Annotated in this window: 22 protein-coding genes; 13 read left to right on the forward strand and 9 right to left on the reverse strand. The window is 45.4% G+C overall.

From position 1 onward, the window contains the following. Window positions 1–27 precede the first annotated feature (27 nt). The 7 genes from BLS28_RS15240 to BLS28_RS15275 form a co-directional block, all read right to left on the reverse strand. Window positions 28–1425 carry a glucosidase family protein gene (locus BLS28_RS15240; protein ID WP_143020778.1) on the reverse strand — a complete coding sequence of 466 codons (1398 nt, stop codon included), beginning with the start codon at window positions 1423–1425 and terminating at the stop codon, window positions 28–30. 117 nt (window positions 1426–1542) lie between these two features. Then, complete coding sequence (locus tag BLS28_RS15245; RefSeq protein WP_091168801.1) at window positions 1543–3141, reverse strand: solute:sodium symporter family transporter; 1599 nt, start codon at window positions 3139–3141, stop codon at window positions 1543–1545. Between the two features lie 21 nt (window positions 3142–3162). After that, window positions 3163–4173 (reverse strand): winged helix-turn-helix domain-containing protein, encoded by a 1011-nt coding sequence (locus BLS28_RS15250; RefSeq protein ID WP_091168804.1) that lies wholly within the window; start codon window positions 4171–4173, stop codon window positions 3163–3165. 143 nt (window positions 4174–4316) lie between these two features. After that, a complete protein-coding gene (locus tag BLS28_RS15255; RefSeq protein ID WP_176844480.1) occupies window positions 4317–5939 on the reverse strand; it encodes a RagB/SusD family nutrient uptake outer membrane protein in 1623 nt (540 codons plus the stop codon). Window positions 5940–5956: 17 nt separating this feature from the next. Then, window positions 5957–9067 (reverse strand): SusC/RagA family TonB-linked outer membrane protein, encoded by a 3111-nt coding sequence (locus BLS28_RS15260; RefSeq protein WP_091168811.1) that lies wholly within the window; start codon window positions 9065–9067, stop codon window positions 5957–5959. Between the two features lie 1063 nt (window positions 9068–10130). Further along, window positions 10131–13517: an ABC transporter permease gene (locus tag BLS28_RS15270; RefSeq protein WP_091168816.1), complete on the reverse strand. Its 3387-nt coding sequence runs from the start codon at window positions 13515–13517 to the stop codon at window positions 10131–10133. Between the two features lie 602 nt (window positions 13518–14119). Next, a complete protein-coding gene (locus BLS28_RS15275; protein WP_091168818.1) occupies window positions 14120–14491 on the reverse strand; it encodes a winged helix-turn-helix transcriptional regulator in 372 nt (123 codons plus the stop codon). Window positions 14492–14579: 88 nt separating this feature from the next. Between BLS28_RS15275 and BLS28_RS15280 the strand changes: the two genes are divergently transcribed. The 3 genes from BLS28_RS15280 (at window position 14580) to BLS28_RS15290 (ending at window position 17234) form a co-directional block, all read left to right on the forward strand. Next, window positions 14580–15545, forward strand: coding sequence for an NmrA/HSCARG family protein (locus BLS28_RS15280; RefSeq protein ID WP_091168822.1), 966 nt, complete (start codon window positions 14580–14582; stop codon window positions 15543–15545). 259 nt (window positions 15546–15804) lie between these two features. Further along, a complete protein-coding gene (locus tag BLS28_RS15285; protein WP_091168826.1) occupies window positions 15805–16683 on the forward strand; it encodes a diacylglycerol/lipid kinase family protein in 879 nt (292 codons plus the stop codon). Then, the gene (locus tag BLS28_RS15290; protein ID WP_091168828.1) at window positions 16677–17234 is read left to right on the forward strand and encodes a protein-tyrosine phosphatase family protein; all 558 of its coding nucleotides are present in this window, start codon (window positions 16677–16679) and stop codon (window positions 17232–17234) included. The genes BLS28_RS15285 and BLS28_RS15290 overlap by 7 nt, the downstream gene beginning before the upstream one ends. Here the strand turns inward: BLS28_RS15290 and BLS28_RS15295 are convergent, their stop codons facing one another. After that, complete coding sequence (locus tag BLS28_RS15295) at window positions 17235–17678, reverse strand: VOC family protein (protein ID WP_091168831.1); 444 nt, start codon at window positions 17676–17678, stop codon at window positions 17235–17237. Window positions 17679–17740: 62 nt separating this feature from the next. On the opposite strand from BLS28_RS15295, the gene BLS28_RS15300 reads away from it, so the two are divergent. The 10 genes from BLS28_RS15300 to BLS28_RS15350 all read left to right on the forward strand — a co-directional run bounded on the left by BLS28_RS15300 (window position 17741) and on the right by BLS28_RS15350 (window position 21344). Beyond that, window positions 17741–17902 carry a DUF3606 domain-containing protein gene (locus BLS28_RS15300; protein WP_091168834.1) on the forward strand — a complete coding sequence of 54 codons (162 nt, stop codon included), beginning with the start codon at window positions 17741–17743 and terminating at the stop codon, window positions 17900–17902. A 24-nt stretch (window positions 17903–17926) separates the two neighbouring features. Then, complete coding sequence (locus tag BLS28_RS15305; RefSeq protein WP_143020779.1) at window positions 17927–18142, forward strand: hypothetical protein; 216 nt, start codon at window positions 17927–17929, stop codon at window positions 18140–18142. Then, complete coding sequence (locus tag BLS28_RS15310; RefSeq protein WP_091168840.1) at window positions 18105–18296, forward strand: hypothetical protein; 192 nt, start codon at window positions 18105–18107, stop codon at window positions 18294–18296. The genes BLS28_RS15305 and BLS28_RS15310 overlap by 38 nt, the downstream gene beginning before the upstream one ends. Next, window positions 18296–19066, forward strand: a complete 771-nt coding sequence (gene xth, locus BLS28_RS15315) for an exodeoxyribonuclease III (RefSeq protein ID WP_091168843.1) — start codon at window positions 18296–18298, stop codon at window positions 19064–19066. The genes BLS28_RS15310 and xth overlap by 1 nt, the downstream gene beginning before the upstream one ends. Window positions 19067–19085: 19 nt before the next feature. Beyond that, the gene (locus BLS28_RS15320) at window positions 19086–19520 is read left to right on the forward strand and encodes a DUF1810 domain-containing protein (protein WP_091168847.1); all 435 of its coding nucleotides are present in this window, start codon (window positions 19086–19088) and stop codon (window positions 19518–19520) included. Next, a complete protein-coding gene (locus tag BLS28_RS15325) occupies window positions 19517–19738 on the forward strand; it encodes a hypothetical protein (RefSeq protein WP_091168850.1) in 222 nt (73 codons plus the stop codon). Before BLS28_RS15320 ends, BLS28_RS15325 begins: the two co-directional genes overlap by 4 nt. Then, complete coding sequence (locus tag BLS28_RS15330; RefSeq protein WP_091168852.1) at window positions 19735–20097, forward strand: hypothetical protein; 363 nt, start codon at window positions 19735–19737, stop codon at window positions 20095–20097. The genes BLS28_RS15325 and BLS28_RS15330 overlap by 4 nt, the downstream gene beginning before the upstream one ends. Next, window positions 20094–20600 (forward strand): hypothetical protein, encoded by a 507-nt coding sequence (locus BLS28_RS15335; RefSeq protein ID WP_091168855.1) that lies wholly within the window; start codon window positions 20094–20096, stop codon window positions 20598–20600. The genes BLS28_RS15330 and BLS28_RS15335 overlap by 4 nt, the downstream gene beginning before the upstream one ends. A 200-nt stretch (window positions 20601–20800) precedes the next feature. Further along, window positions 20801–21049 (forward strand): KTSC domain-containing protein, encoded by a 249-nt coding sequence (locus BLS28_RS15345; protein ID WP_091168858.1) that lies wholly within the window; start codon window positions 20801–20803, stop codon window positions 21047–21049. A gap of 40 nt (window positions 21050–21089) precedes the next feature. Next, the gene (locus BLS28_RS15350) at window positions 21090–21344 is read left to right on the forward strand and encodes a hypothetical protein (protein WP_091168861.1); all 255 of its coding nucleotides are present in this window, start codon (window positions 21090–21092) and stop codon (window positions 21342–21344) included. A gap of 129 nt (window positions 21345–21473) precedes the next feature. Here the strand turns inward: BLS28_RS15350 and BLS28_RS15355 are convergent, their stop codons facing one another. Then, window positions 21474–21899 carry a hypothetical protein gene (locus BLS28_RS15355; RefSeq protein ID WP_091168865.1) on the reverse strand — a complete coding sequence of 142 codons (426 nt, stop codon included), beginning with the start codon at window positions 21897–21899 and terminating at the stop codon, window positions 21474–21476. Between the last annotated feature and the right edge of the window lie 31 nt (window positions 21900–21930).

Genomic DNA, 21930 nt, shown 5'->3' on the forward strand with positions numbered 1-21930 from the left:
TATTAGATAGGAATGTAACTGATTTTATTATTTCACGTTGATATTAAGCTGCTGACCGGGTTTAACTGTAACTTCGGCAAAAGATATGTGTTTACCCCAACTATCGGTTGCATGTTTAACAGGTAACTGTTTTCCGTTGGCATACGCCAGTTTGTAATCGCCGTAAAACATTGCTTTCCAACTGACCTGCAATTTACCGGCATTGTTTAGCGAAGACTGCTTTGTACCCTGATGAACAACATTGATCACTGTACCTAGCAACGGTAAATTACTGATACCTGCGTTGCCGTTACCGGTTGTCTTATAAATGGTACTGATGCTTTGCGAACGGGCATCTGGCCTTATCCCCATCAAGCCCTGCACAATGCCTTCAATTACACCAAATGAAACTTCGGGATATTCCCGTCTTTCGGTATTTTTATCAGATAGGTACAACAAGTAATCACGAGCTTTGTCGCAGGAGTTATTATTATAAAATATTAACGGCAGGTAGGATGTATTTTCAACATTCCAGGTTTTGGAGGCCAGGTGAGACAGCGTTTTTTTGATACGCGTAGTATCTTTCAAAGCATCAAACCATAGCAAAAAAGTCTCGCCCTCATCCCTGCCAAATTTGCCATCCTTGCCGTAATAGGTAAAATACAAGTTATCCTTTGTGTTCCACCAATCAGTTTCCAGTCGCTGCCTGTATTTTTCGGCGTTCAAGGCATAGGCTTTGGCTTCGGCCGATTTACCTTTGCCGGCCAATATGGCCGAGTACGTTGATAATCCCTGGTAAAGGGCAGCTAACAGGTCGACACCGGTTTTTAAATTAGGTACACCTTCCGAATAGGAAGGTAATCCCCGGCAACGATGGAAAGAATCACTTTCATTAAAAGGCACAGGCGCATTAGGGTGCGCAGGCCTGTTTAACATAGAATCTGCCGACAGCACCCAGGTGTCGATATAATCTTTAGCTGTTTTTTCCTGAAAATTGACAAATACCGCATCGTTAATATAATACTTATTACCCGTCCACAAATACATTCGCCAGCTGGCATACAGCACATCAAAATTAGCCGGGAGATTATACCAAAACTCACGGTCGTTCCGGTAATCTTCGGGTGCGGGCTTGCCTGCTTTATTCATCTCCCAGTATGAACACCAGTTTTTTGATGCAGACATATTGCGGGCGAACAGGGTAAGCATGTTTTGGTTTTCGCGCTTTAGGCCAAGTATCTCGCCGCCTATGCTTTGATGAGATACATCCCGCATACAAAAGGCATCACGTGGGGGCAGCGCTGATTCGTACCAAGGCCCTACCGGGTCGGCAGGATGTCCTTTATAATGCAGCGCCATATCTTTGGCCCAGGCAAATGCCTGTTCTATTCTTTTATCAGACGAGGAAAATTTCACGTCCTGGGCAAAGGCAGACAAATTGCTCAAAATGCATAGTATTCCCGTAGCCGTTAAAAGCCTGTGAATTAATAAAGGTTTAAAATTCATAATTGGTCTATTCTGGTCTATTTTATAAAAATAGATAATTTTATTTATTGTCCAAACTTATTTTGCAAGTACGAGCGGAGAAAACAAAATAAACATCAACACCATCAGCAGCAATAATATACAACTGTAAATATGCCGGCTCTTCCACGGCTTGATATCAACCAGGGTATTGATCTGCAGCCCGTAAGGTTGTGCCATAGGATAAAACTTACCGATAAGCAGCATCAGCCCACAGGTTATCACAAATAATGTGGCGAGGATATGCAAAAAGTGGATATGCAGATCAAACACTGTTTGTGTAAGCGCATAGGTTGTAATAAAAAAGGCCAACCCGATGCTGGCTGCTTTGGCGGGCACTCTCTTGGTAACCAACCCGATAAACATAATGGTAAAAATGGGCACGTTAAAAAAGCCGTTCACCATTTGCACATAAGTGTAAAAGCCGTTTTTTACGAATATGATAAAAGGTGCAATGAACATAGCCAGCAGGCAGATCATGATCTCAAATAATCGCGCTGCGCGGACCATATGCCTCTCGTTAGATATCCTGCCGTTCTTTTCAGCCCATGGTTTATATATGTTTAATATAAACAGTGTACTTGAGCTATTGAGGCCGGCATTAAAAGTAGTGAGGGCTGCGCCAAAAATAATAGCAGCAATATAACCTGCGATAAAAGGTGGAGATACAAGGCTATCCAGTTTAGGGAATACTTCGGCCGTGTTATCCAAATGCGTAAAAATATGCACTGCTATCAGGCCGGGCAGGTTTAGTAATAACGGCGAGATCAGTTTACCCAAACAGGCTACTGCTATACCCTTCTGGCTGCTTTTTAAATCGCGCGAAGCCAAAAGCTGTTGAACTATGTATTGCTCGGTTCCCCAGTAATACAGGTTTACTAACAGCATGCCGGTAAATAAGGTACTGAAAGGGATTGGATCGGCAGCGGTACCGATGCTGTTTAAATGTTCACGATGGTTATTCAGCAAAATATGCAGCCCTTGCATTATACTCCCCTGCCCCAAATACCGCAAGCCAAAAAAAGGCAGCAGAAGGCCTCCGGCAAATATGCCGAAGCCGAGCAAGGTATCTGAAGTTGATATAGCTTTCAATCCTCCTAATAATGAATACAGGCACCCTATTGTTCCCATTATCCAGATCAGGATCCAGATGGTTGTCCAGTAATCTGTTTTCCACACATCGCCAAAATGGAACAGGCCGTTAAAGGCAACGGCGCCGCTGTACAAAACCGATGGCAGCAGGTTGATAATATAACTTACCAGGAATATGCATGAAACCAGTTTGCCGATACCGGGGCCGTAACGGGCAGTAAGGTAATCAGGAGTGGTTGAAATGCCCAGCTTAAGGTACATGGGCATTAAAAACTCCGATACCAGCAGCATAGCCAGTACCGATGTCATGCCCCAGGCCATGACGGACATATTGTGGGTGTAAGCCAGCTCGTTTTCGCCTATAATAGTTGCGGTATTGATATTGGTAAACAGCAGACCTCCGCCAACCAGTAAAAACCCCAGGCTCCTATCGGCAAAAAAGAAACCATTAAGGGTTTTGATTTTATTTTTTCTTGATTTATACCAGGATAACAGGCCGACTATGCCCGTAAAAAAAAGAAAACTGGTTAGTATGATCCAATTCACCCTGTCCTGGTTTTGTTAAATTTATAGTGTGCTCCGTTCAAATAAAATGGTTGGCACCGTTAGGCTGATCTTTTCTTTATTAACGATAGCGCGGCCGGCTAAGGTGCCCATGCTGGCAAAATCGGCAGAAAAGGTAGTAACCCCTATGATCTCTTTAGCCGGCTCGTCGTTACTTGATAGTACACCTACATCTTTACCCGGCACAAGCTGCATACTTTTACAATCACGCATAATTTGCCATAAGGCAAAGTTGTCCAGCGTAAAATAAACTTTCCCCTTTTCAACCGAACCATGGGCGTACTCCTTAATGATGCGGCCTTTAATATTAAAATCCTTCAGGAATTTTTTAAACGATGGCACGATCTCTTTCGGATCAAGAGATGCCGGCGAATGATAAAATATGATCTCATCAAACTTCCTGATCTTAGGAGCAAGCTCGGCCAGGATGCGGTATGATGATTGGCCAAACTCCTGGGTGATGTGGTTGAAATCGCCATCGATAGGTTCATACCTGTCAAACATCAGGAATTTATTTGGAGGAATGGCTTCCAGTAGTTCTTTTGTTTTTGGATGAGGGATAGGCGCTATTACATACATACCATACTTTCCCTTGATCTGGTTAAGGATGGTTCCGAAGATCTCGATATCACCATGATGAAAATATGGGTTCAACCCGATATTAGGACCAAGCTCATGACGAAAGTTACGGTAAAACTGCTCCTCAAAACTATCCAGGTTATACATTAGCAAAGCTACATTCAGTGTCTGTTCGGCATTACTGTTGGCCACAAAATAGCCATGCCTGTTTTTCGATTCAACAATGCCCCTGCTAATCAGTTCCCGGTACGCCTTGATAATCGTTTCCCTCGAAAACCCTAACTCCTTGATCAGCTTGTTTACTGATGGCAGCATCTCATCCTGGCCAATCACCTTCTCGTTAATAGCGTTGATGATGCCTTGTACAAACCTATCATGCTTAGAGTATGAAGGGATATCCGTAAGCTTTTTGATCTCCTGAAAAATTTTATCCATTGTACCAGTACATTTTAGCCAAAGTAAGAAAAAAGCCGACAAGCCTGTTGTTCTTTTTCTTCATTGCCAACCGGCATCCAATTCCGGTCGGGTAAACACATGTTTGGCAGCCCCCGGGGGGCTGCCAAACATGTGTTTTTTTATTAATAGCCGGGGTTTTGTTTCAGGTTTTTATTCAGATCTATCTCTGTTTGAGGTATAGGGAATAAATAATTTTTAGCGGCATCAAATACACGCGGCGTCCCTACTTTAACGGTGGTACCCGGTGTGAGTGTCAGCGCGCCGTTGGTTGGGTTCACGCTACCTTGCAAACTGCCGGTAACCTGCCCGTTCATTACCTGCTGACCAATTTGCCAGCGCTGAATATCAAACCACCTCAAACCCTCAACAGCCAGCTCAACCCGGCGTTCGCGGCGCAACAGTGTGCGCAAGCTTGCCTGATCGTTGTATTTTGCCTGATCAACCGCCGGCATGCTCACGTCAGGGCGTTTCCGTACCGAATTGATGTCATCAAATACCGTAGCGTCAATTTTATTGCTTTCGATCTTAGCTTCGGCATCCATCAGTTTTACTTCGGCAAAGCGGATCAGGATCACGTTCATACCAACCTGGTCCATGTTTGGAAAGTCGGCAATTACTGGAGTATATTTTCTTAAACCATAAGCCGATGGACTACAATTGTTGTCGCCCCAATGATCGATAGTTTTCGGACTGCCCGACAGCGGATCATAGTACTGCCCGTAAGGCAACCTGCTGCTATATTGCGTACCTGGATAAAAAACGGTTGCAGTAAGCCTTGGATCCCTGTTTTTATAAGGCTGCGCTGCATCATATCCTGATGTTGGATCATCAATAGTTTTACCATTACTTGTTTCATAAGCATCTACCAGGCTCTGGGTCGGAGCTATGGAATTATAGCCCCCTAATGAGTTAATGGTCATGTTCCTGGCCCATCCAAAATTGTTGTCACTTGCTTTAAACTGAACATCCAATATTACTTCCTGGTTATCGGCAAAAGGCTGACGGAACAGGTTTACATAGCTCGGATAAATGCTGTAGGTAAACGGCGGCGACATAAGCGCCTGACAATCCGCAATGCACTCGGTATACATTTTATTAAAAAGCTCAATCCTCGCTTTCAAAGCGATGGCCGCACCACGGGTTACGCGGCCAATATCCGCCCCCGAATAACTAACAGGCAGATCGGGGGCAATGGCAGTAAGCTCTTTTAAAATATAGGCTACAACATCAGCCTTAGGTGTCTGTGCTGCTTTATTAGCGTCATCTGGCGAAACATTGTGCTCAACCAATGGAACTGCGCCGTATAACTGGCTAAGCGTAAAATATTCGTATGCCCTTAAAAAACGGGCTTCGGCAATAAATCTGGCCTTTAATGTGGCATCCATATTGGTGCCTCCAACATTGTCCAAAAACCAGTTGCAGGTTTGAATACATTTATAATTCCATTTCGAGTACCCGGTATTGGTTGGCGTTGCTATTCCCGCCGAAAGTGACAACCAGTTTTCCCACGGAAACTGATCAAAGGTGTTATCTGAATTGTTATCTGCAAAAACTCCATAATAGCCGTTGTTACTGCCTCCCCATTTTGAATAGCAGCCGTTTAAGGCGGCAAGGGCATCGTTGGATGATTTCCACAGTACGTTATTGGTGTAGGAGTCTAATGGCGCTCTGTCCAGGAAACCCTTTCTGCATCCTGATGCGGCCACCGAACCTAATATAATTGCGGTTATGATTAATTTTTTCATCGACATTTTTTTAATAATTAAAAGGATACCTCAAGACCAAGGGTATTAGTTTTTAACTGCGGATAAGAGCCGTACGCGTTGTTACCGGCACTGGTTTCAGGATCAACCCATTTATAAAAGCTGGTGAATGTGAGGATGTTCTGCCCGCTGTAATAAACCCTCACTCCCTTTACCCCTATGCGCTGCAGTGGTTTGCCCGGAATGTTATAGCTTACCAATAAATTTTTGAGCCTTAAATAAGACGCGTTCCTAACCCAAAAAGATGATACAAAGCTCTGCGGATTATTCTGAGAATAGGTTGACCATAGCCTTGGGAAAGTAGCCGAGGTATTTTCCGGAGTCCAGGCATCGAGCAATGCTGTAGTTGGATTACCGATATTAGGCTGTTGCAATGAACCTAACTCGAAGCCCTGAACATAGTTTTTAACACCCAAAGCTCCCTGGAAAAAGGCACTTACATTAAAACCTTTCCAGCCTGCGCCAAGTGTAAAACCAAATGTTGTTTTTGGGAAAGGCGTACCCAGGTACACACGGTCGTTACCATCAATAACACCATCAGGTGTGCCATTAGGGCCGCTGATATCCTTATACACCAAATCGCCAGGGCCAATAACGCCTCCGCTTTGCTTAGCATGCTGGGCTACCTGTTGCTGTGTTTGAAAAATGCCTTCTACCTGATAACCGTAAAATGCTTTGATAGGTTCGCCAACAACCAGGCCACTCGAGATAGATCCGGTACCTGCCAGATCGGTTATTTTATTGGTAATGAAGGATGCGTTTATTGCAATGTTATAAGATGCACTGCCGATCTTGTCACGGTAAGCAGCAGCAAACTCCCAACCTTTGTTACGTACAGAGCCCGCGTTTTGATAAGGTGTGGTAAAACCATAAACACTGCTGGCTGGCAGCTGCAATAAGATGTCGTTGGTATTTTTAACAAAATAATCTGCTGTGAAGTTCAATTTGCTGTTCAGCAGTTCCATATCAAAGCCAACGTCGGTAGTAGTTGATTTTTCCCAGGTGATTAGCTTGTTAGCTCCGTTATTAAGCGCGATACCTGGTGCCAGCGTTTGGTTAAATGAATAATTTTGTCCGCTTGAAATAGTTGAAATAGCGGGATAAGGACTAATTATACTAAGCGCGCCCATACTGGCCAGCGTTTGACTGCCGTTGTTAGGATTTACCAAAGTTTGGTTACCCAGTTTACCCCATGAAGCCCTTAGCTTAAGCATCGGAATGGTACCGGATAAAGATTCGAAAAACGATTCTTTCGAGATATTCCAGCCAGCCGAGAACGAAGGAAATACGCCCCATTGCTGCCCCCTGGCAAAACGGGATGAACCATCATCGCGAATATTGGCTTCGAGTAAATACCTGTCATCGTACGAATACCTCACACGACCAAAGTAAGATAGCAATGCCAGTTGACTGGCAGTACCGGCATTTTGCTGGCCAAGGGATGGTGCAGCGTCAATTTGCGATAACGAACTATTTAAAAAGTTTTGTCTGTAAGCATACAGGTACTGGTAATTGGTAAGCTCTTGCGAGGCGCCCGCTAACACATTGATGCTATGTTTGCCAAAAGTCCTGTCGTATTCCAGCAAACCCTGCAAGTTGTAGTAACTGTTAACCACGTTGGCATTGGCCAGTGAGCTTTGACTTATGGTAGTAAGTACCGATGAAGGATTTTGGGGATCGTAGTAAACATCGGCCGGTTTAAACTCCTGCGCGGGATTTGTATTATGCCGGTATGCGAATGAAGGCTTGAAATGCAAACCTTTAACTGGTTCCCAATCTGCACCAACATTACCGGTAAAAAGCGTATTTTGATTGTTGTTATACCCCGGCGAATTAAGCCAGGCAATAGGGTTACCAAACGAGAGGTAGTTATATACCCCGTTTTTATATTGGTTTACCACGGTGCTGCTCATCGCGGCTGTTGTACCTATAATACCACCAATATCACCGCCGCCTAAGCCATCAGGAGCTTCTGTTGGTGCATATAAAAATGATAGATTGGCACTAACACTAAAGTTTTTTGTTAAGGCCGAGTTGATATTCATACGGGTAGAATATCGTTTGAAGTTTGATTTCGCGATAATACCATCCTGCTGAAAATAACCGAGTGAAAAGGCATACTGCGTTTTCTCATCTCCACCACTGATATTCACCGCATGGTTTTGCTGAAAACCACTTCCCTTGTATAAAAAGCCCTGCCAATCGGTATTTGGATGCGTATCCGGGTCGGTTTGATTTTTAAACTTGGTAATGTCGTCGGCTGTCCAGTAAGGCGTTTGCCCTTCGTTGGCCAGAGCCTGGTTATACAGGGCAGCGGCTTGCCATGAAGGTAAAAAATCGGGCAGGTTTGATGGTTTCTGTTTACCAAAGTAGCCATTATAGTTTACCTGCATTTTGCCGCTTTTACCCCGTTTGGTCGTGATCAGTATCACACCATTGGCAGCCCTCGATCCGTAAATAGAGGCCGATGCCGCATCCTTCAGTACCGAAACAGATTGTACATCGTTGGGGTTCACGTCTGATAAACTACCGATAATCCCATCTACCACTACCATCGGATCACTATTGTTTAACGTTCCGATACCACGGATGTTAATATTACCCGAAGTGCCTGGCTGCCCGCCCGTTGTAGTGACGGTAACGCCGGCCATGGTGCCCTGCAAAGCGTCATTAAGATTTGTAACCGGCCTGTCCTGCAGCTCCTTTGAGCCGATTGAAGCTACCGAACCCGTGAGGTTTGCTTTTTTCTGCGTACCATAGGCTACGACAACAACTTCATTCAGAACTTTTGTTTTTTTATCCGGAACCATGATTACGTTCCCATCCCAGTTAGCAGTAACCTTTACCGATTGTTTTTCATAACCGATAAAAGAAAACAATAGCATGGAGTTTTCTGATACGCTAATCTTATAAACCCCATCAGCATCAGTAACTACACCTTTAGCGGTGCCGACAAGACTAACGCTTACCGAAGGCATTGGCAAACCCTGCTCGTCCTTAACCCGCCCCGAAATTGATTTAAGCTGCTGGGAAAAAACCTGTTGAATACTGCATAACATGACACAGCAAAACATAACAAGCCCCAGTTTTTTAGGTACTTTTCTTTTCATAATTGAGTTTTGATTTAATTGGTCTATTCTGGTCTATTATGTTATAAAAGTAGAAACTTTTTAAATACCGTCAAATTTTTTTTTAATAATTCGATGATGTAAGTCGCCGCAATGGTGATCATTAGGTCGCCCGCCCTTTTATTACGCAAAATGACAAGCTAACTGAGTTGCGCACGATGCTATTATCGAATGATATTGATTCAACCGACTATAAGCTGATGAAAATGGAGTGTGATAGGAAGATTTTAGGGCTTAAAGCAGGGTTGAAAACTTTGAGGAAAAATAACACCGAACAGCTGGATAATGCCGAAATTATAGACAGAGCACTGTTACGGTTAAACATGCTGTTTAAACTGAATAGAAAGGCTGAAATTCACAAAAAAAGGCTAACTATTGATTCGCCCCCCGGAAAAATGGAAGATTTTAGAAAAAGTTGTACGAACCGGTCAAATAAACTCGGCGGCGTTTTTGTTTTACCTAATTAACAAAAAGTTAAGAAGAAAAAAAGCCGGGATAAAAACTTCGAAAAGCTTTCATCCCGGCTCGGTACTCAAACCCGTCGTCCACACGAACCAATTTATAGATGACCTCAAAAGGTTTGCGGCTTTATTTGATGATTAAGGCCGATTTCGACATACCTAACCGGTTTTGAGTCGAACCCGAAAATATCGTACAATGATTATCTCTCTTAGAAACGCTGCAAAGAGATAATAGTTGTTTAATATTTTTTAAACAGGTTCGAGCCCAATAGTGCACTTCTCAAATCAGCCTATGGGTGATTTGAAGCTATTGGTAGCTTTTTGAACTTAACCTTAACGCGGCACGTTCAAAATTTAAGATTCTAAAGTTCTCCTGATAATCGTAGCAAGCGCTTTAAAATGACCTTACTTAGCTGCACCTGAAGTATCACCGCTCAGCTGTCGACGAATCAGAGGAATGAGTATTTTGCCTAAATCGGTAATTGTCGCATATCAAGGAAAAAACGGTGGCGAAGCCCTGTTAAAACTTTACTGAATAAATAAAGGGTTGCCGGTGCAACCCCTTATTTGTTTTCCGCTACCACTCATTCATTTCGCAGGCTGTCGACAGGGTTGGCCAACGCAGCCCTAATAGATTGAAAGCTGATCGTAATCAACGCAATCGAAATCGCCGCGAACGCGGCTGCCGCGACCAGATACCACTGGATAGTAGTACGATAAGCAAAACCCTGCAACCATTTTTGCATCGCCCACCAGGCCAGCGGCGTTGCAATAAATAATGCTATCACAACTAATTTCAAAAAATCTACAGACAACATACCTGTTATCTTCGATACGCTGGCACCCAGAACCTTACGGATACCTATTTCTTTGGTGCGTTGTTCCGCAGCGTAAGCTGCAAGGCCGAAAAGTCCCAGGCACGCTATTAAAATAGCCAGCGTACTGAAACACAAGAAAATTGTTCCCGCACGCTGCTCCGCACGATAAGTTGAATCAAAATCGGCATCCATGAACGAGTAGGTAAACTGCTCGTTTGGTGAAAAGTGCTTCCATCTCTTTTCAATTAAAGCAAGCACGTTTGAAATCTCCCTGCCGCGCAACCTCACATTGATAGCGCCATTATCGGGAGCATAATATAATGCTAAAGGCATAACTTCCTCGTGTAGTGAGGCATAATGAAAATCTTTAACAACGCCAACTATATGATAAGGCTGGATTCCATATGAATCCCGGTACAACGTTTTATTCAAAGGATCTTTTGCGCCATACTTGCGTACAAATGCTTCATTTACGATCATGCCCGCACTATCTGTAGGCATATCTTTTGAAAAATTACGACCCGAGGCGAGCGTCAACCTCATGGTATGTATGTAGTCTTCATCTACCGGCCAAAATTCAGTCAGAATAACCTGTTTGATATCAATAAGCCGGGACGGGAAAAGACCGGTTCTCAACCGCAGGTCGCCGGTAGGCTGAAAAGCGCTCATACTCACATTTTCAACCTCAGGAATCTGCTTCAATTCATTTTTGAATAAAGCAGCGCTGTTGCCCAGTACATCGCTGTTCTTAATAACTAGGACGTGGCTGCGATCAAAACCGAGGCTTTTGTTACGGATGAATTGGAGCTGATTAAAGATAACCAAAGTACTAATGATCAGGAAAATAGATATAGAAAACTGGAATACCACTAAAAAACTTCTCAGAAAACTGCCCTTAAAACCATTAGCAATCTTGCCCTTCAACACATCGATAGGTTGGAAAGCGGAAAGAAAAAAGGCAGGATATGCACCCGCTAAAAATCCAACCACCAGGGCAATCAATAGTAATGTGGGAACCAGCCATACTAATTGTCCCCAATGCAGTGCCAGTTGTTTTGCCGCCAGTTGATTAAACATTGGCAACAGCAACCAGGCTATTAATGCACCCATAAAAGCAGAAGCCACTGTCACTAGCATAGACTCAGTAAGGAATTGCACGATAATAAATTTTCGTGACGACCCCAGCACTTTTCTTACGCCTACTTCTTTAGTCCGGTTAGCCGACCGGGCGGTACTTAAATTCATAAAATTTACGCAAGCTATGAGCAGGATAAATATGGCGATCACCGAAAATATATAAACATATTGAATATTGCTGCCCGCTTCCAGCTGATATTTTGCTTGATCGCGGAGGTGAATATCCGTTATGGGCATCAATACAGTTCTGAAATAATTGTCACCGCTGCTCCAGGCAGCCGGATTAAACGAATTTTTGATTTCGACAGCAGCGATCTCTTTTTCCAGCCGGTGTACATTAGCACGAGGTTTGAGCAATAAATAATTATGCATGCCGCCATAACCCCAGCCGTGTTGAGCACTTTCCGCACGCGAACTGTATGACAGGAAAAAATCATAGTGAAAATGCGACTGCTCAGGAATATCTTTAATAACACCGGTGATTTTGTAGGCGCTGGTATCGTTGATGGTCAGCGTCTGCCCTACAACTGTTGTACGATTAAAATATTTTCTCGCCGTGCTTTCAGTTATTACGGCGCTGTGGGGGGCATCTAGCGCATTGGCGGGGCTCCCTTCAATCATCGGCAGGGTGAAAACCTTAAAAAGTGAAGATTCAGTAAACACAATCTTCTTTTCCTGTATATTCTCATTCCCTTTACGAATGTAAAATTTCGAGGGCGATAGAAACAGCCCGCCAACATCAATCATGCGGGTCATTTGCTCAATTTCAGGAAACATGCCCTTAATGGTCGCAGGCAGGGGTTCTTCAGAAGTGGCGTACTGGTTCGCATTACCATTTAATTTAACATCAAGCCCTATTCGGTATATACGGTCTGCGTGTTCGTTGTATTTATCATACCCGAGTTCATGAGTTACGTAAAAAACGATCAGTAAAAAGGTGGCCAGGCCCGCCGAAAGTCCGAAGATATTAAGAAGGGTGAAACCTATGTTTTTTTGCAGGCTGCGATAAGCGGTTTTCAAATAATTTCGGATCATGCTCTTGCGTTTGGGGCGTTGAGCTACCCGTACCCAGGTGCTTTCCCGAGGCAAGATTACTGGCTTATCAGCCGCCGGAAGTGTCAACTTATCATTTGACACTTCTTTTTTTAGCTTACGCTTATGTTCGGCCGGAGTTTGACCAGTTAATTCCTTAAAAAACCGGTTGAAAGTCGATTTAGAATTAAATCCCGAATCATATGCAATACCCAGCAAATTATAACGCTCGTAATCCGGATGGTGTAATTTCCTGATTACAGCCTGTATCCGCAACTCGTTGATAAAATCATTGAAGTTCTTTTTAAAAGACTGATTAATAATACGCGACAATTCGTGCGGATGAATATCCAGCTTCTCTGCCAAAGTAGTTAATGATAGTTCAGCATCTTCATATAATCGATCGGCCGCTACCACTTTTTTTAGCCACCTGCCCCTATCCCGTAAATTCTGGGGCACGGAAGTCGGCAAGGATTGTTCAGGTCTTGTATCCGATGCTGAAATGTTGCTAAATCCAATCCAGATCAGTACCACAAGGATCCCAAGGACAATCAGGTCATTGAGCCAATATACAGCAGTCAGTAACAGGAGCACTTTGAGTATGCTGTCCAATCGCCGGTATCTCATGAGCTGCCTGTCCATCAACACGGCTTGTTGACTCCGTTGCGCATCTCGGATTAACTGATGTGACAGGCACAAGTAGCCGGCCATACTCAGCAGTACGATCCAGCCTGGAACTACCGGTAATAAAACCAGCGGGCCGAAATGCCACAGGTTACCGCGCTGAAATGTTCGCCCCGGATGGATTAATTGCAAAAAGTAAAAATAAAGTAAAGGTCCCCAGGCCAGCATTACAGATAACGGCAAGCCCGCAGCATGCAATAGCGTTACACTCAAAACCAAACTCAAATACCGGTTGGCACTGCTGTTAATCCGTTTGCCGGACCATAAAAGCATAGCCACGGTAAACCCGGTAAAAATCATTCCGAGGAGAAAAAGCTCTAAGCTTTGAATATGAAAGATGTTTGAATGCAATAAAGTCCTGGTTTCAACTTTCGTTCCAAAACAATAAAAAATTAAAAATCAAACAATTAAATACAAACCCATTAAGTTTCTGTATCAGTTCCGAACAATAACTCGTTCGTTTTTGAGCAAAAAAAAAACAACGACATAACTACGCTTCCAACCAGAGATAGCTACCCAAAAATCAGATAACTATACTAATGCCATCAACCGCCCAATGCCCTGTATTTAGCGCCGGTTAAATATGGCTGCAAAAAAACCGGTGATCAGTTTTGTGATACTTAAAAAAGTGAATAATGGCGATAGCAGGAACATAGGGTTTTCGTCGTTGCGCAAACTTGCATAAAAAAGTTGTCAATAAAATTGACAACTTCCCTAAAATTGTACTCAAACGCGTCGACCACACGAACCATTTTATAGATGACCTTAAACGGTTTGTGGCTTTATTTAATGATTTAGGCAGAATTCGGAATATTTGATCGCTGCCATGCTGCAAAGGTAGCCGATGCCAAACCGGCCTCTGTCAGCTCAGTTCCATTTTACAGATGCCGGATCAGGGTGACCTATAGATCTACAAATTCGCCTCTTTGTTCGGCAACCTGATTACCCCACTGCAGGATGGCATTAAGCAAAGGAATGCAGGACCTTCCAAATTCGGTTAAGCCATAGATCACTTTGATCGGCGGCTTTTCGCCGTAGACCTTTCGATAAATCAAATCGTCTTCTTCCATTTGCCTGAGCTGCAGGCTCAGTGTTCTTTCGGTTACGCCGGGCATTTCCTTGCCGAGCTCGCTGTACCGTTTAGCCGCATCTTTTAGATGGTATAGGATGACCGCTTTCCATTTCCCGCCGATCAAATCCATCGCCAGGCTTACGGTACAAGGATATCGTTTGTCACGGAGCTGGATAAAATCGCTTTTACATTCTGTTCGCATGGGTTCGTCAGGCTATCCAAATGGATAGTTATTGCAAAAGTAATAAACGATAAATAGTTTTGCAACTATCATTTTTATAGTTTAACTTATGGAATCGGAATTCAATCAAACAGCGCTCAAACCGCTGATCACCATCACAGGAATTTTAGGCAAGCAGGGTTACAGCGCCGCGCAAACGCTTTTGAAAAGTGGCCGGTACCGGGTGCGCGGTATTACCCGCCGTACGGATTCACCGAATGCGATCAGCCTGAAAGAACAGGGTGCGGAATTAGTTAACCTGCCACTGGATGTCGGTCATCAGAAAGCTTATACCGAAGCATTTCGCGGCTCGCACGGGGTTTTCATGATGACGCCTGGTATCGCGCCGCCGGATACCCACGAATTTGAGTTGGGTAAGCAACTGGCGGATGCGGCGGTGGAAGCCGGGGTACAGCACGTGATCTTCAGCAGCCTGGAAAACGTTGATGAGATCACCCGGGGAAAGAAGTTCGCACCACATTTTACAGATAAAGCCAGGGTCGAAGCCTATATCCGGACACTGCCTATTACCAGTTCCTTTATTTATATGGCTTTTTTCTACACGAACCTATTGGAGTTTTATACGCCGCTGGTCAGGGAGGATGGTACGCTGGTCTTTCCCATCTATCTGCCGGAAGACTTCCGTGCGCCTTTTGTTGATCCCTTAACAGCTACCGGGCCCGCTGTACTGGAGCTATTTTCTGACCAGCAGCAATATGCCGGGCAGTCGTTGCCTGTGATCGGCGACATCATTTCGCCGCGGGAGATGGTAGCTACTTTTATCCGGGTAACCGGCAAAAAGGCCGTTTACAGTTCAGCTTATTCGCGCGAAGACTTTCTCCGGCATTTCCCGGCGTTTGCTTCCAACGAGCTGTTGGTGCAGGAAACTATCGGAATGGTGAATTACGCCGTAGAAGATGGTTATTTCCGCGAAGGCCGCGATCTGGAATGGAGCCGCCGGATCGATCCCGGTACCCTAACCTGGGAGCGTTTTTTGCGCAAGACCGGATGGCAGGGCGAAAAGATCAGCTTTTAAACTGATCTGCTTTCCGGCCCGCGACGATGATCACCGGCTTTTTTATAGGCGATATCTTATCCCTGGCAAAGGGACACGTTATTGAGAATAGCTCCAAATAAAAACAGAGACAATTTTAATGGGTAATATTCTTTCCGGCTGCTGCTATCACCGCAACAGTAGCGGACGCATGGAGTAGGATATGGACTAAAAGAAATCATCAAATTTGTGCGCCGGCAATCTTTTCCTGGCGTTTTTTGTTAAGGAACAAACACAGCGCATGAAAGCACCGCATTTATTTTTTATCGTTAACCCCTCGGCCGGGAAAGACGAACCTATCGTAGAACAGATCGGTGAAGTATTCCGGCACAGCAAGACAGCGATCACGGTTCACGTATTGGAGGAAGAAGAAGAACCTGCCGAACTCATCCGCTCGGTGCTGAATGAAACCGATCTCGTAGCCGTTTATGGTGGTGATGGCAGTGTGACGCAAGCCGCTGCAGGTTTGATCGGAACCAGCACCCCCCTGGCCATTATTCCCGGCGGAACGGCCAATGTTTTTGCCAAAGAACTGGGTATCCCGCAAGATACCATGGAAGCTTTAAAGCTGATCCGCGACCAAAAGTATCGCTTGCAAGCGGTAGATACAGGACTGGTTAACGGCCGCCCTTTTCTTTTACGGGTCAACCTGGGCATCATGGCAGAAATGATCACCGAAACCGACCCGGGTTTGAAGGACAAGATCGGCCAACTGGCTTATGGTATTGCCGCGGTGAAAAGCGCTGTAAATACCGAACCGGTTACTTACCATTTAACGATAGACGGCAAAACGGCCGAAGCAACCGGCGTAGCCCTGACTGTTACCAATTCCGGCAGCATCGGTATCGGCGGCTTGCAAATGTACCCGGGGATCAGTGTCAATGACGGCTTACTGGATATTATACTGCTCAAAGATGCAGGATTGCTATCGCTGCTCAAAGCCGCGGGGTCCAGTCTACTGGATCAAACAACCGACGCCGTTGATCATTGGGCCGGTAAGGACATTACGATCAGGTTGCCTGAAAAACAAGTATATCTCTGTGACGATTGTGGAACAGAAGCTAAAAAACTTACGCTAAAGGTTGTTCCGGGCTCCTTAACGATTGCTGTGCCATGTTAACGAAAATCAAAAGTATCATTATCCTGCTGGTTATTTTCTGGCAGAAGATGTGGGATAATATTTACCGTTTCTTTAATGGCGTTCCAACCCTGAAGCGCAGCCGGATCACCGCCAATCTTTTTTTAGGGAGCCAGTACAGCCTGATCGGCCTGCAAAAACTCAAAGCACTGGGCATCACTGCTATTGTCAATATGCGGGAACATCCGGCTTTCGCCGAGTCGAAATACGAAGGATTCCATTACCTGCATTTGCCTACGAAAGACAATACCCCGCCGCCGCTGGAAACATTGATCAAAGGCGCGGAATTTGTCACTCACGAGATCAAAGCCGGCGGCAAGGTTTATATTCACTGCCGTCAGGGCCTCGGTAGGGGACCTACCATGACCATTGCCTACCTGATCAGTACCGGCCTGACTTATGACGCTGCTTTTGCACTGGTCAAAAAGGTGCGCTCTTTTATTAACCCACGGTCATCGCAGATTGCTCAGTTAAAAGCATTGGAACAATACTATCAGGAACATCCCCAACCGGCCAGCATAACCCCTAAATAATTAAAGCGGTTGGGCCAAACCCACCAGCAGTCCTTCGGCCCCCCGGATATAACAAAGCCGGTAGGCATTTTCATATTTTACGATCTCGCCAACCAACGTTGCGCCCTGTTTTTGCAAACGCTCCACCAGTTCATCAATATTCGTCACGGCAAACATCGCCCGCAAATAACCCAACGCATTGACCGGCGCATTGCGGTGATCCTCCATGACTTCGGGATCCAAAAAACGTGATAGTTCTAAACGGCTATGTCCGTCCGGCGTCACCATCATCGCAATCTCTACCCGCTGGTTAGGAAGGCCTGTGATCCGGCCAGCCCATTCACCTTCGATTACCATCCGCCCTTCCAGCTTCAAACCGATTTCGCTAAAAAAAGCAATCGCTTTATCGAGGGATTCCACCACGATCCCCATGTTGTCCATTCTCAATAATTCGCTTGTTGCCATAAACCTGTTGGAATAAAATTTGTTAACTATTAACTAATTATTCATAACAAATATATCGACCTATGAGTACAAGAGGAAGTAAAGTGGAAAGGAATTCCGTTTCGGATCAGCCCCACGAGATCAAATATGAAGCACAAAAGGAAGGTACCAGTGCTAAAGCCATCAAAGAGGCCAAGAAATCGGCAGGCAACCAACGTGCCGCTATAGAAAAGAAAGTGAAATGAGCCGGGCATTTGTCAAAGAGGGCGATGCCGATAGCAGCGAACATGGCTTCGCTGCTTTTCTTTTTAAAACGCGAGAATGGCGGCCCGGTATATGAACTGCATACCCGCTATAGCGAGAAATACCGGAAAGAAGTGCATGAAATGAGCGACGGTTTAGGTTATATGCTCAATGATGATAACCAATGGCAAATCATATTAGAAAATGAACACACCAGAAAAAAACAAGGAACAAACCGATGAGATCGGTGATGATTTGGAAAGCGGCAATGAAGTAAACCAGGCGATCGAACAGCAAGGCGATGACGCTCCCGCCGCAATTCCGCGTGATACCGATGCGGCTAAGCATGAGCCGAGAAAGCAGGATGATAACCAGGAATTGCAGGGCGCACCGTAATGAAGATCGCGACGTATAATATCAACGGCATCAACGGCCGCCTGGAGCATTTGCTGCGTTGGCTCCGGGAAGCTCAGCCGGATATTGTCTGTTTGCAGGAGCTCAAACGTGAACAGCATAGTTTCCCCGAAAGCGCTTTAAAAGATGCGGGCTACAACGCGATCTGGCAGGGCCAGAAAAGCTGGAATGGCGTAGCCATTCTTGCCAAAAACGAGATACGTGAACTGCACCGCGATCTGCCTGGCGACGACGATGAGTTTACCCATAGCCGCTATATCGAAGCGTTCGTCGATGACGTGGTCATCGGCTGTATCTATTTGCCGAACGGCAATCCCTGGCCGGGCCCTAAATTCGACTACAAATTACGCTGGTTCAGACGTCTGGCTGATCACGCAAAAGGATTGGTCAACCGCGAATTGCCGGTACTACTGGTCGGCGATTACAATGTGATGCCTACCGAACTGGATACCTATAAACCCGCAAAATATCTGGAGAACGCGCTGTTCCGGCCCGAAAGCCGCGAAGCTTTTAAGAAATTGGTGGATCAGGGCTGGACCGACGCCATCCGCGATCTATATCCCCACGAACGTATCTATACCTTTTGGGATTACCTGCGCAATGCTTACGGCCGGAATGCCGGGCTACGGCTGGATCATTTTCTGTTAAATAAACATATCGCGCCGCGTTTAAGGACCGCACAGGTAGACAAACATGTACGCGGCTGGGAACACAGCAGCGACCACGCGCCGGTGTGGATCGAACTGGCATGATATTTAAACCAATTAAACCATGGACACCAAACAGCATTTAAAGCGTTTCCTGGACGCACAGCGCAATGATTACGAAACAGCGCTGGCCGAGATCAAAAGCGGCCGCAAGCGCAGCCACTGGATGTGGTATATCTTTCCGCAGCTCGCCGGCTTAGGCATGACCGAAATCTCGAAACATTACGCTATTCAAAACATTCAGGAAGCTACCGACTTTTTATTTGACGAAACCCTGGGCCCGCGACTCCTTAAGATCTGCAAAGCCCTGCTGGAACTGCCCACCAATGACGCTTTTGAAGTTTTCGGGGACCCCGACCACCTCAAGCTCAGATCAAGTATGACCTTATTTGACGCCGTGCCGGCTACTTTTCCGGTATTCGGGCAGGTATTAGATAAATTTTATCAGGGCGAACGTGATCAGCGCACATTGGATATTTTAAAGCAGCAGAAAATATGAAACCCGGCCCGCAGCTTTTAGCCCTGCTTGATAAACAATATACATCGTCTAAGTTGACAGAAATGGTTTTTCAACGCTATGACCTGGCCTTTAAAACCGATGAAACGGGCCAGCCTGTTTTGTTATTCATCGGCAAAAAAGACGGCCAGGGTAAGATCAAAGGCGAACGCTTCGCCAGGCAGGCGAAAGGCCACTGGGACAATAAGGGCAAAATATGAAAAAGAAAAGCTACAAGATCACGTTCAGTATGCAGGAAGGCTACGCACCCGGTGCAAAAATTCACCGCATCAGCACTGCCGAACGCATCATTAAAGATTGGCTCACAGAACGCCTGCGGAAAGAAGAGCCCATCGTAACGGGGCTTTTACAACAAGGCACCTTGTTTTTTCCGGCGAACGACGCCATCAGCGCATCGCCCACCGCTATCTTTACCGGTGAGCTTTCTGAACCAAAAGATATGAAGCGCAGCAACAAAGAGGTGAAAAATACGCTCAGGTCGTTAGCTGCTTTGTTGAAGGACCGGTTGAAACAAGAATCGGTTTTTATCGTTTACCGAGAAAAGAACTGGTGTGTATGAACAACGAATTGGAAAAGCAGGAATTACTGATCGGTGACGATGGTGTGTTTCCCGGAAACAGGCTGCCGGCGCTGTTGTATAAAGGCGCTTTGGACATCCCATTTTTGTTTCCGGCCACGCATGTCAGCAAGCTGTTTGCGGCAAACGGATGGAGCAATAGCTGGGATGCGGGCATTTTTACCTATCACCATTACCACAGCGTCACCCATGAAGTGCTTGGCATTTATTCGGGCAAAGCCCGCGTTCAATTAGGTAATGATGCCGGTCCCGTCATCCTCTTAGAGAAAGGCGACGTACTGATCATTCCGGCCGGTGTAGCCCACAAAAATCTCGATGAAGAAAATGATGTTGGCGTGGTCGGCGCTTACCCGGACGGTAAAGATTACGATATGAATTACGGCAAACCCGGTGAAAGGCCAGGAACCGATAAGCATATCGCAGCCGTACCCTCGCCCAAAACAGATCCGCTGACGGGCGAAGTGATCAAACAATGGAAAAATTAAAGAAGGAGGAAATATGCCCTGGTATAACGGCGACTACCCGCCATCTAGCCGAAATACCTGCGGGAAAAAGCGGTAGAGATCGCTAACGAGATCATTAAAGAAAGCGGCGACGAAGGCATCGCTATCGCCACCGGGTTGAAACGGGCACGGCAATATTTCGAAGAGCACCCGGAAGAAATACCTGAAAACGAAAAGTAATCATGCCCTCTGCAGTCATCAAATCTTACAGCTATGATGCCGCCAGCGAAACACTGGAAATCGTCTGTCACTCCGGCAAGGTCTATCATTACCTCTGCGTGCCTGAAAAAGTATTTAAGGAGATGCGCTCCACCATGGTCAAGGGTATCTGGTTCAACCGGCATATCAAAGGAAAATATCCGTTCGAGGAAACCACCCCAGGTTTAAACCAAACGAATTTATTTGAAGATCAACTAAAAAAACGGCTGTAAGACAGGCCTGTGTTAACGCTGATACCCGCTCCGCGGTTGGTTGCCATTATTTGGCGAGCTTTTAGCATTGAAGCCGATACAAACCAATCACGACTATTCCAGGTTCGCGCCTGCCGTCACGAATGAACAGGCTTTGCCGGCTGAACTGTTCAGGGAAATGGTAACGCCGCAGGCAGAAAAAATGCCCGGCGGGCCCCGCCGTGGAATGGCCATTTTTACCAACGGGAACAACGGCTTCGCCTTGATCAAGCAGGTCCTGAAAGCGGCGTTTCTCCTGAAAGAACTTACGCCTTAAAGTAGAGAACGGCTCCGAAATTAACTGTGGCGGGCGGCAATCAACGCCAGGGTACTTCTCCTTTGACTATATTCGTTCAGCTTCAGTTATTTAACACTATTTAAACGGTCTGTTGTAAGCCATTCCCTTTTATGTTGCGGTTTTGCCTTTGGCATCTATTAACTGAAAGCCCGCCTTGACGGCCTTCGTTTTTATTATATAGCGTACTTCCAGGGAATCCCTAGAATTAATGGCCAGTTTAATTTTATCCGGGCTTAAAAAAGTAGCTGTAAAAGGATATTTTTCTCCTATGGTGATCCTTCCGGTGATGTAATTGGCCTGTTGATCACGGATCTTAAAATAGCCGGTATAACAATGTAGTTTCCTGGTTACGCTTATCTTGCCGCCGGGAAAAAAGGCGATCTGAAAATTTTTTAACGAGTCCGCAACCGGATCTTTCTCCGTCCAATAGCCATAAATGGTATTGGCAGGTTCTATTCGTTTGGTATAGGTTTTGAAATCAAAACCTGAACAAATACCGAGAACGATAAAGCTGCTTAATACGATAGTTTTCATAGCAATCCATTTTTTTATCACTTATCTAAAA

Source organism: Mucilaginibacter gossypii (genome assembly GCF_900100945.1).
GTDB lineage: Bacteria > Bacteroidota > Bacteroidia > Sphingobacteriales > Sphingobacteriaceae > Mucilaginibacter > Mucilaginibacter gossypii.

What these genes read in the sequence shown, in the direction of transcription:
- BLS28_RS15250 (WP_091168804.1), bottom strand. Translation starts at nt 4,173, where the DNA reads ATGGATAAAATTTTTCAGGAGATCAAAAAGCTTACGGATATCCCTTCA.
- BLS28_RS15255 (WP_176844480.1), bottom strand. Translation starts at nt 5,939, where the DNA reads ATGAAAAAATTAATCATAACCGCAATTATATTAGGTTCGGTGGCCGCA.
- BLS28_RS15260 (WP_091168811.1), bottom strand. Translation starts at nt 9,067, where the DNA reads ATGAAAAGAAAAGTACCTAAAAAACTGGGGCTTGTTATGTTTTGCTGT.
- BLS28_RS15270 (WP_091168816.1), bottom strand. Translation starts at nt 13,517, where the DNA reads ATGATTTTTACCGGGTTTACCGTGGCTATGCTTTTATGGTCCGGCAAA.
- BLS28_RS15275 (WP_091168818.1), bottom strand. Translation starts at nt 14,491, where the DNA reads ATGCGAACAGAATGTAAAAGCGATTTTATCCAGCTCCGTGACAAACGA.
- BLS28_RS15280 (WP_091168822.1), top strand. Translation starts at nt 14,580, where the DNA reads ATGGAATCGGAATTCAATCAAACAGCGCTCAAACCGCTGATCACCATC.
- BLS28_RS15285 (WP_091168826.1), top strand. Translation starts at nt 15,805, where the DNA reads ATGAAAGCACCGCATTTATTTTTTATCGTTAACCCCTCGGCCGGGAAA.
- BLS28_RS15290 (WP_091168828.1), top strand. Translation starts at nt 16,677, where the DNA reads ATGTTAACGAAAATCAAAAGTATCATTATCCTGCTGGTTATTTTCTGG.
- BLS28_RS15295 (WP_091168831.1), bottom strand. Translation starts at nt 17,678, where the DNA reads ATGGCAACAAGCGAATTATTGAGAATGGACAACATGGGGATCGTGGTG.
- BLS28_RS15300 (WP_091168834.1), top strand. Translation starts at nt 17,741, where the DNA reads ATGAGTACAAGAGGAAGTAAAGTGGAAAGGAATTCCGTTTCGGATCAG.
- BLS28_RS15305 (WP_143020779.1), top strand. Translation starts at nt 17,927, where the DNA reads ATGCCGATAGCAGCGAACATGGCTTCGCTGCTTTTCTTTTTAAAACGC.
- BLS28_RS15310 (WP_091168840.1), top strand. Translation starts at nt 18,105, where the DNA reads ATGAACACACCAGAAAAAAACAAGGAACAAACCGATGAGATCGGTGAT.
- xth (WP_091168843.1), top strand. Translation starts at nt 18,296, where the DNA reads ATGAAGATCGCGACGTATAATATCAACGGCATCAACGGCCGCCTGGAG.
- BLS28_RS15320 (WP_091168847.1), top strand. Translation starts at nt 19,086, where the DNA reads ATGGACACCAAACAGCATTTAAAGCGTTTCCTGGACGCACAGCGCAAT.
- BLS28_RS15325 (WP_091168850.1), top strand. Translation starts at nt 19,517, where the DNA reads ATGAAACCCGGCCCGCAGCTTTTAGCCCTGCTTGATAAACAATATACA.
- BLS28_RS15330 (WP_091168852.1), top strand. Translation starts at nt 19,735, where the DNA reads ATGAAAAAGAAAAGCTACAAGATCACGTTCAGTATGCAGGAAGGCTAC.
- BLS28_RS15335 (WP_091168855.1), top strand. Translation starts at nt 20,094, where the DNA reads ATGAACAACGAATTGGAAAAGCAGGAATTACTGATCGGTGACGATGGT.
- BLS28_RS15345 (WP_091168858.1), top strand. Translation starts at nt 20,801, where the DNA reads ATGCCCTCTGCAGTCATCAAATCTTACAGCTATGATGCCGCCAGCGAA.
- BLS28_RS15355 (WP_091168865.1), bottom strand. Translation starts at nt 21,899, where the DNA reads ATGAAAACTATCGTATTAAGCAGCTTTATCGTTCTCGGTATTTGTTCA.